The sequence below is a fragment of the Sphingomonas sp. Ant20 genome (genome assembly GCF_000783375.1).
Taxonomy (GTDB): Bacteria; Pseudomonadota; Alphaproteobacteria; order Sphingomonadales; family Sphingomonadaceae; genus Sphingomonas; species Sphingomonas aerolata.
Genome location: NZ_JRVI01000075.1, coordinates 22,514 through 29,592, shown reverse-complemented (window position 1 = coordinate 29,592; position 7,079 = coordinate 22,514). Strand labels below are relative to the sequence as shown.

The 7,079-nt window shown below is 67.4% G+C and carries 7 protein-coding genes; 6 read left to right on the top strand and 1 reads right to left on the bottom strand.

Translation table 11 applies throughout. The features are described from left to right. Positions 1–380 precede the first annotated feature (380 nt). From NI18_RS11355 to NI18_RS11330, 6 genes are all read left to right on the top strand, one after another. A complete protein-coding gene (locus NI18_RS11355) occupies positions 381–1,001 on the top strand; it encodes a ribonuclease D (protein ID WP_031438839.1) in 621 nt (206 codons plus the stop codon). Between the two features lies 1 nt (position 1,002). Continuing rightward, positions 1,003–1,668, top strand: coding sequence for an LPS export ABC transporter periplasmic protein LptC (gene lptC, locus NI18_RS11350; protein ID WP_306286383.1), 666 nt, complete (start codon positions 1,003–1,005; stop codon positions 1,666–1,668). 5 nt (positions 1,669–1,673) lie between these two features. Then, positions 1,674–2,219 carry an LptA/OstA family protein gene (locus NI18_RS11345; RefSeq protein ID WP_031438837.1) on the top strand — a complete coding sequence of 182 codons (546 nt, stop codon included), beginning with the start codon at positions 1,674–1,676 and terminating at the stop codon, positions 2,217–2,219. A 94-nt stretch (positions 2,220–2,313) separates the two neighbouring features. Next, entirely contained in the window at positions 2,314–3,105 is a 792-nt protein-coding gene (lptB, locus tag NI18_RS11340) for an LPS export ABC transporter ATP-binding protein (RefSeq protein WP_306286382.1), read from the top strand. 4 nt (positions 3,106–3,109) lie between these two features. Continuing rightward, entirely contained in the window at positions 3,110–4,630 is a 1,521-nt protein-coding gene (rpoN, locus tag NI18_RS11335; RefSeq protein ID WP_037529967.1) for an RNA polymerase factor sigma-54, read from the top strand. Between the two features lie 61 nt (positions 4,631–4,691). After that, positions 4,692–6,083: a DUF418 domain-containing protein gene (locus NI18_RS11330; protein ID WP_084215164.1), complete on the top strand. Its 1,392-nt coding sequence runs from the start codon at positions 4,692–4,694 to the stop codon at positions 6,081–6,083. On the opposite strand, the gene NI18_RS11325 is transcribed toward NI18_RS11330, so the two are convergent. After that, positions 6,080–7,078 carry a ligase-associated DNA damage response exonuclease gene (locus tag NI18_RS11325; RefSeq protein ID WP_031438833.1) on the bottom strand — a complete coding sequence of 333 codons (999 nt, stop codon included), beginning with the start codon at positions 7,076–7,078 and terminating at the stop codon, positions 6,080–6,082. The two genes, NI18_RS11330 and NI18_RS11325, sit on opposite strands and share 4 nt — an antisense overlap. Position 7,079: the final 1 nt, after the last annotated feature.

Here is a 7,079-nt window from a genome sequence, read left to right as displayed (position 1 = left end):
CCGCCGAACCGGTCACCGCCGCCGCCGAAGCTGCTGCCGCCACCGAAATCGTCGCTGCCGCCGCCGAAGCTGTCGCGCTTGTCGCGGCCACGCCCGCCACGGTTCCCGCGGCCACCTTTATCGAAACCCATAAGCCCTGATCGTCTTCCCGGTTCGCCCGCAAAATCTCTCCAAAAGCCGGCGTGTCCGGACGACGAACGCGGGCCCTCGGGCGCGAAACCTTTTGCGCCTTGGGGAAGGGCATAGCGCAAAAATCAAGCTATCGCGAACAGAATCTTGTCCGCTTGCTCCATTGGCGATGATCGCGGCAAAAGCATGGCGCACCCGCGTCATCGCGGAGGACCATTGAGCAAGGCGCCCCCGACCGCTAGGGCCACCGCATGACAGTGTATCTTCATGAAGGCGACATCCCGTCCGGGATCTTCGCACCGGGCGCCTCGATTGCCGTCGACACCGAGACCATGGGCCTCATCACGCCGCGCGACCGGCTCTGCGTCGTGCAGCTGTCGGATGGCGGCGCAGATGAACATCTCGTCCGGTTCGCGGCCGACAGCGACTATGCGGCGCCCAACCTCAAGGCGCTGCTCGCGGATCCGGAGCGGCTGAAACTCTACCATTTCGGACGATTCGATATCGCCGCGGTCCAGCATTATCTCGGCGTCGTCGCGGCGCCGGCCTATTGCACCAAGATCGCGTCGCGACTGGTCCGGACCTATACCGACCGGCACGGCCTCAAGGAGCTGGTCCGCGAACTGCTGGGCCAGGACGTGTCGAAGCAGCAGCAATCCTCCGACTGGGGGAGCCCGAATCTCAGCGAGGCGCAGAAAGACTATGCCGCGTCCGACGTCCGTTTCCTGCACCGGATGAAGGAAGAGCTCGACAAGCGGCTGATTCGCGAAGGCCGCATGGAGCTCGCGCAGAAATGCTTCGACTTCCTGCCGACCCGTGCCGCGCTCGATCTCGCCGGATGGCCCGAGATCGACATCTTCGCGCACGCCTGACATGACCATGGCGCCCCCGTCCGACGCATCGGCGAAGACGATCCGGCAGGCCCGCTCGCCGCGTCAGGTCTGGGCGGCGCCGGGCAGCCGCCACGACCGCGTCGTCGGACTGGCGCGACTCGGCCTGCCGACCGCGATCGGCGTGCTGACCGCATTCCTTGTGATGGCGCCGCTGACCGCGGGCGGCGACGTGTCGTTCGTGCTCGACAAGAACAAGGTCGAGGTCGCGCAGGAGCGCATGAAGCTGCAGGCCGCGCAATATCGCGGGCAGGATTCGAAGGGCCAGGCGTTCACGCTCGACGCCCGCTCGGCGATCCAGAAGAGTTCGGCGGAGCCGATCGTGCAGCTCAACACGCTGAGCGCGCAGCTCCAGCTCGCCGACGGCCCCGCCAACATCAGGGCGAATTCCGGGCGCTACGACATGGACACCGAGAAGGTGCAGCTGAACGGCCCGCTCAACGTCACCGCTCCCAACGGCTATGACCTGAAAACCACCAATGCGACGCTCGACATACGCGCGCGGACGATGGACAGCGGCAGTGCGGTGACGGGAACCGTGCCGCAGGGCGTGTTCAGTGCAAACAAGCTGCATGCCGATCTGGAAGCCCGCACCGTCAGGCTCGACGGCAATGCGCGCTTGCGGATCGTGCCGCGAGGGCCGAAATAGCCGCCATGCGCCTCATACCAAGCTCCGTCCTCCTGATGCTCTCCGCGCTCGCGGCGACCGGCGTCTCCGCGCAACGTGCGCACAACTCGAACGCGCCGATCGATTTCGGTGCGGACCATATCGAGCTGCAGGACAAGGCGAACCGTGCGGTGCTGAACGGAAGCGTGTCGGTCAAGCAGGCGGACATGACGCTGAATTCGGCGCGGATGACGGTGGCCTATACCGGCGAAGTGGTCGGCGGGAACCCGCAGGTGTCGCGCCTCGACGCGTCGGGCGGCGTGACGGTGCGCCGGCCGGACCAGACCGCGAAGAGCCAATATGCGATCTACGACCTCAACCGGCGGGTGATCACGATGCTCGGCGCGGTGACGCTGACCCAGGGTGGCAACACCGTGAATGGCGGGCGGCTGACGATGAACCTCGACACCGGTCGCGCGGTGATCGACGGATCGTCGGTCCGCGGCAGCGGCGGCGCGACGGCCAGCGGCGGCACCGTGACCCAGACGGGCGGGCGCGTGACGGGCACCTTCTCGGTTCCCAAGCGCAACTGATCCGATGCGCGCACCGCCGGTCATCCGCGAAACCCGCCAGCCGAGCGCCAGCCGCTTTTACCCGCCCGCCCTCAGCAAGGCCAAAGCCTGATGGATGCCCCCACGCTGCCCCCGATCGAAACCCCCCGGCCCGCACGGCGACGCGATCGTCGAAGCGCCCACGACCAACGGCCTTCAGGTCGTGTCGATCGCCAAATCCTATGACAAGCGCACCGTCCTGACCGATGTGTCGGTGTCGGTCGGGCGTGGCGAGGTGGTCGGGCTGCTCGGGCCGAACGGCGCCGGCAAGACGACGTGCTTCTACTCCGTGATGGGGCTGGTGAAGCCCGATTCGGGCCGGATCATGCTCGACGGCGACGATATCACGCGCCTGCCCATGTATCGGCGCGCGATCCTGGGTCTTGGCTATCTGCCGCAGGAAACCTCGATCTTCCGCGGGCTGACGATCGAGAAGAACATCCTGACGGTGCTCGAGCTGTCCGAGCCCGACAAGGCGGTGCGCGAGCGCAAGCTCGACACGCTGCTCGAGGAGTTCGGCCTGACCCGGCTGCGCGCCGCGCCCGCGATGGCGCTGTCGGGCGGCGAGCGGCGCCGGGCGGAGATCGCCCGCGCGCTGGCCGCCGAGCCGTCGATCATGCTGCTCGACGAGCCGTTTGCGGGCATCGATCCGATCTCGATCGCCGACATTCGCGACCTCGTGAAGGATCTCAAGCGCCGCGATATCGGCGTGCTGATCACCGACCACAATGTCCGCGAGACGCTCGACATCGTCGACCGCGCCTACATCATCTACGATGGCCGCGTGCTGTTCTCGGGCAGCCCGGCCGAACTGGTTGCCGACGCGAACGTCCGCCGCCTCTATCTGGGCGAGGGCTTCTCGCTCTAGTGTCATGAGCCTCGCGCCTCGCCTGGACCTTCGCCAATCGCAGTCGCTGGTGATGACCCCGCAGCTGCAGCAGGCGATCAAGCTGCTGGCATTGTCGAACCTGGAGATCGAGGGGTTCATCGCCGAGGAGATCGAGCGCAATCCGCTGCTTGAGGCGGGCGCCGCGGACGATGGCGACAGACCCGACCGCGACGCCGGACCGGAACCTGACGACGCCGCCCCCCGCGACGAACGCGTCGCCGCCGACGAGCTGGTGAGCGGCAGTGTCGGCAGCGACGAGCCCGCGCTCGACATCGACTATGCGACCGAAAGCCATCACCAGGACAGCGTCGCCGACGGTGGCAGCGGCACCGACGGCGCGCTGTCGATGAGCGGGGCCGGCGCGGGCGGTGGCAGCGATGGCGACGGGAACGGTCTCGATCTGGACGGCTTTGCCGATACCGGACTCAGCCTTGCGGATCATCTGCTGGCACAGGCGGGCCCCGCGATCGCCGCGGACGATGCGTTCGTCGCGGCGCATCTGATCGACCAGATCGACGAGGCGGGATATCTCACCGTGCCGCTGCTCGAGATCGCCAACCGGCTGGGCGTCGCGCTTGCCCGGGTCGAGCATGTCCTGGCGGTGATCCAGACCTTCGACCCCACCGGGGTGGGCGCGCGCGACCTGGCCGAATGCCTGACGATCCAGGCGCGGGAGGCGGATCGCTATGACCCCTGCATGGCGCGGCTCATCGACAATCTCGACCTGCTGGCGCGGGGCGAGATCGGGCGTCTGAAGCGCCTGTGCCAGGTCGATGACGAGGACATGGCGGACATGATCCGCGAGCTGCGCGGCTATGATCCGAAGCCCGGATGCCGGTTCGGCGGCGAGCCGAGCCGCGCGGTCGTGCCCGACCTGTTCGTCGCGCGGACCAAGACGGGCTGGAGCATCGAGATCAACACCGCGACGCTGCCCCGCATCCTCGTCAACCGCAGCTATTACACCGAACTGGCGCGCGGCGAGCAGGACAAGGCGTCGAAGGCGTGGCTCAGCGAGTGTCTCGCCAGCGCGAACTGGCTGGTCAAGGCGCTCGACCAGCGGCAGCGCACGATCATCAAGGTCGCAACCGAGATCGTGAAGCAGCAGGAGGCGTTCTTCCTCCACGGCGTCGCACATCTCAGGCCGATGACGCTGCGGATGGTTGCCGACGCGATCGAGATGCACGAATCGACCGTCAGCCGCGTGACCAGCAACAAATATGTCTCGTGCGGGCGCGGCCTGTACGAGCTGAAATATTTCTTCACCTCGGCGATCCAGTCGGCGGACGGCGGCGATGCGGTGTCGGCGCAGGCGGTCAAGAGCGCGATCAAGGCGCTGATCGCGAACGAGGGTGCCAAGATCCTGTCCGACGATACTTTGGTGGAATTGCTCGACGGCAAGGGCTTCGACATTGCCCGGCGCACCGTTGCCAAATATCGCGAGGCGCTCGGCATCGGCAGTTCGGTACAACGCCGCCGGGCGCGGGCGCTCGAGGGTACGGGCTGACGCTTGCCTTCGCACCGGATCGGCGTAGCGTCCGGCTTGCATCACGGGGGGGCCCAGACCGATGAACGACCTTTCCGCCAGCCGTGATGGCGACGCCGAGCGCGTGGCGACGTCGCCACCGATGACCGCGGCCGAGCCCGATGGCGCGCCACGTATCGCGGTGCTCGATATCCTGCGCGGGATCGCGATCCTCGGCATCCTGTTCATGAACATCAACGACATGGGCGGGTCGCTCTACGCGTCATTCGACGATATCCGGCATTTCGGCTGGACCACACAGGACCAGATCGCCTGGTGGCTGCGCGAGGTGATCGCCAACGGCACCGCCCGCTGCATGCTCGAGATGCTGTTCGGCGCCGGGATGGTGATCCTGACCGACCGCGCCGCGCAACTGGCGGGGACGCGCGTGGTGATGAAGCGCTATTATGCGCGTAACCTGCTGCTGTTTGCGTTCGGCGTGGTGCACATCCTCGTCCTGCTGTGGCCGGGCGACATCCTCCACACCTATGGCCTCGCGGCACTGATCGCCTTCCTGTTTCGCGGACTACGCCCCCGCCTGCTTCTGACCATCGGCCTGTCGGCGGCGGCGCTGCAGTTCGCCGGCGGCACCTACGGCTATGTCTCCACCACGCAGACCCAGGCGCAGGTCGCCGCGATCGAAAGCGCGCAGCGCGCCGGGCGACCGGTCACCGCCGCGGACCGCACGCTGCTGACCAAGGTCGCCGAGGGGGCTGCAAGACGCGCCAAGACCAAGGCCGAGGATGCTGCGCGGATCGCCGCCGAGGACAAGGCGCGTACGGGCAGCTTCATGACCTGGGCGGCGTATCAGTGGAGTGTCATCGCCTATCTGCAGAGCCGTGGGCTCGAGCTGGTGTTCGTGTGGGAAGCGGCCGGCGTGATGCTGATCGGCGCGGCGCTGTACAGGCTCGGCATCCTGCAGGGCGGACGATCGCGCGTCTTCTACGTACGGATGACGCTGGTCGCCTACGGGATCGCGATCCCGCTGCGGATGATCGGCGCGGCGGAGCAGATGCGCTTCGACACTGCGCCGAAGACGCTCTGGGCTACCGCGGAGGTCAGCCGGCTGGCGATGACGCTCGGCCATGTCGGCGCTGTCCATCTGCTGGTCGGGACGATCCTCGGCGCGCGGCTGTTGCGCCCCTTCGCCGCCGCGGGCCGGACCGCGCTGTCGCTCTACGTGCTGCAGACGATCATCGGCCTGTGGATCCTGTTCCCGCCCTTCGCGCTCGGGCTGTACGGCGAGTTCGGCTGGGCGGCGCTGATGGGGATCGCGCTGGCGATCAATATCGGCCTGTTGTGGCTCGCCAATGCCTATCTGCGTGCGTTCAGCATCGCACCGGTCGAATGGGCGTGGCGGTCGCTGCTCGAGCGGCGCCGGTTGCCGTGGCGCAAAACACGTATCACCCCCGCCGCACGGACGGTATCCGCCTAGTCGTCCTCGTCCTCGAACCCGACCAGCGCCAGCGCGCGCGCCTTGATCTGGCGGGTCATGCACCAGTGAACGAGCGCATCCTCACGGCCATGCGTAACCCATACCTCGCGCGGTGCGATCTCGGCGAGCGTGTCGATGAGCTCGTCCCAGTCGGCATGGTCGCTCAGGATCAGCGGCAATTCGACATTCTTCTGCCGCGCGCGCCCGCGGACGCGCATCCAGCCGCTCGCCATAGCGGTGATCGGATCGGGCAGCCGCCGCGACCAGCGATCGTTGAGCGCGCCGGGCGGGCACATCACGACATGCCCCGCCATGTCGGCCTTCTTGGCGTCCGCAACCGGCAGCAAGGTACCCAGCCGGACGCCGTGATCGGCGTAGAGGTCGCACAGACGCTGGAGCGCACCATGGATGTAGATCGGCGCCTCATGCCCCCGCGCGCGAAGTTCGGCGATCACGCGCTGCGCCTTGCCGAGCGCATAGGCCCCGACCAGCACGCAGCGGTCGGGATTGGCGTGCAATGCGGCGATCAGCTTGTCGATCTCGTCGCCGGTATCGGGGTGGCGGAAGACCGGCAGGCCAAAGGTCGCCTCGGTGACGAAGACGTCGCATTTGACGGGCTCGAACGGCGTGCAGGTCGGATCGCTCCGCCGCTTGTAATCGCCCGAGACGACCACCCGTTCGCCGCGATAGTCGAGCACGATCTGCGCCGAACCCAGGACATGGCCGGCGGGGACGAAACCGATATCGACCTCGCCCATGCGGATCGTCTCGCCATAGGCGACCGGGTGACCCGATTGCGGACCATAGCGCGCGTCCATGATCGCCAGCGTCTCGGGCGTCGCCCAGACCGCGGCATGGCCGCCGCGCGCATGATCCGCATGGCCGTGCGTGACGAGCGCCCTCTCGCTCGGGATCGACGGATCGATCCATGCGTCGATCGGCTTGACGAGGATGCCGTGCGGATGCGGTTCGAGCCAGTCGCCGAGTTTTGCCATC

Excerpts from the sequence above, each read along its gene's own strand:
- NI18_RS11355 (WP_031438839.1), top strand. The coding sequence starts at position 381 with ATGACAGTGTATCTTCATGAAGGCGACATCCCGTCCGGGATCTTCGCA.
- lptC (WP_306286383.1), top strand. The coding sequence starts at position 1,003 with ATGACCATGGCGCCCCCGTCCGACGCATCGGCGAAGACGATCCGGCAG.
- NI18_RS11345 (WP_031438837.1), top strand. The coding sequence starts at position 1,674 with ATGCGCCTCATACCAAGCTCCGTCCTCCTGATGCTCTCCGCGCTCGCG.
- lptB (WP_306286382.1), top strand. The coding sequence starts at position 2,314 with ATGCCCCCACGCTGCCCCCGATCGAAACCCCCCGGCCCGCACGGCGAC.
- rpoN (WP_037529967.1), top strand. The coding sequence starts at position 3,110 with ATGAGCCTCGCGCCTCGCCTGGACCTTCGCCAATCGCAGTCGCTGGTG.
- NI18_RS11330 (WP_084215164.1), top strand. The coding sequence starts at position 4,692 with ATGAACGACCTTTCCGCCAGCCGTGATGGCGACGCCGAGCGCGTGGCG.
- NI18_RS11325 (WP_031438833.1), bottom strand. The coding sequence starts at position 7,078 with ATGGCAAAACTCGGCGACTGGCTCGAACCGCATCCGCACGGCATCCTC.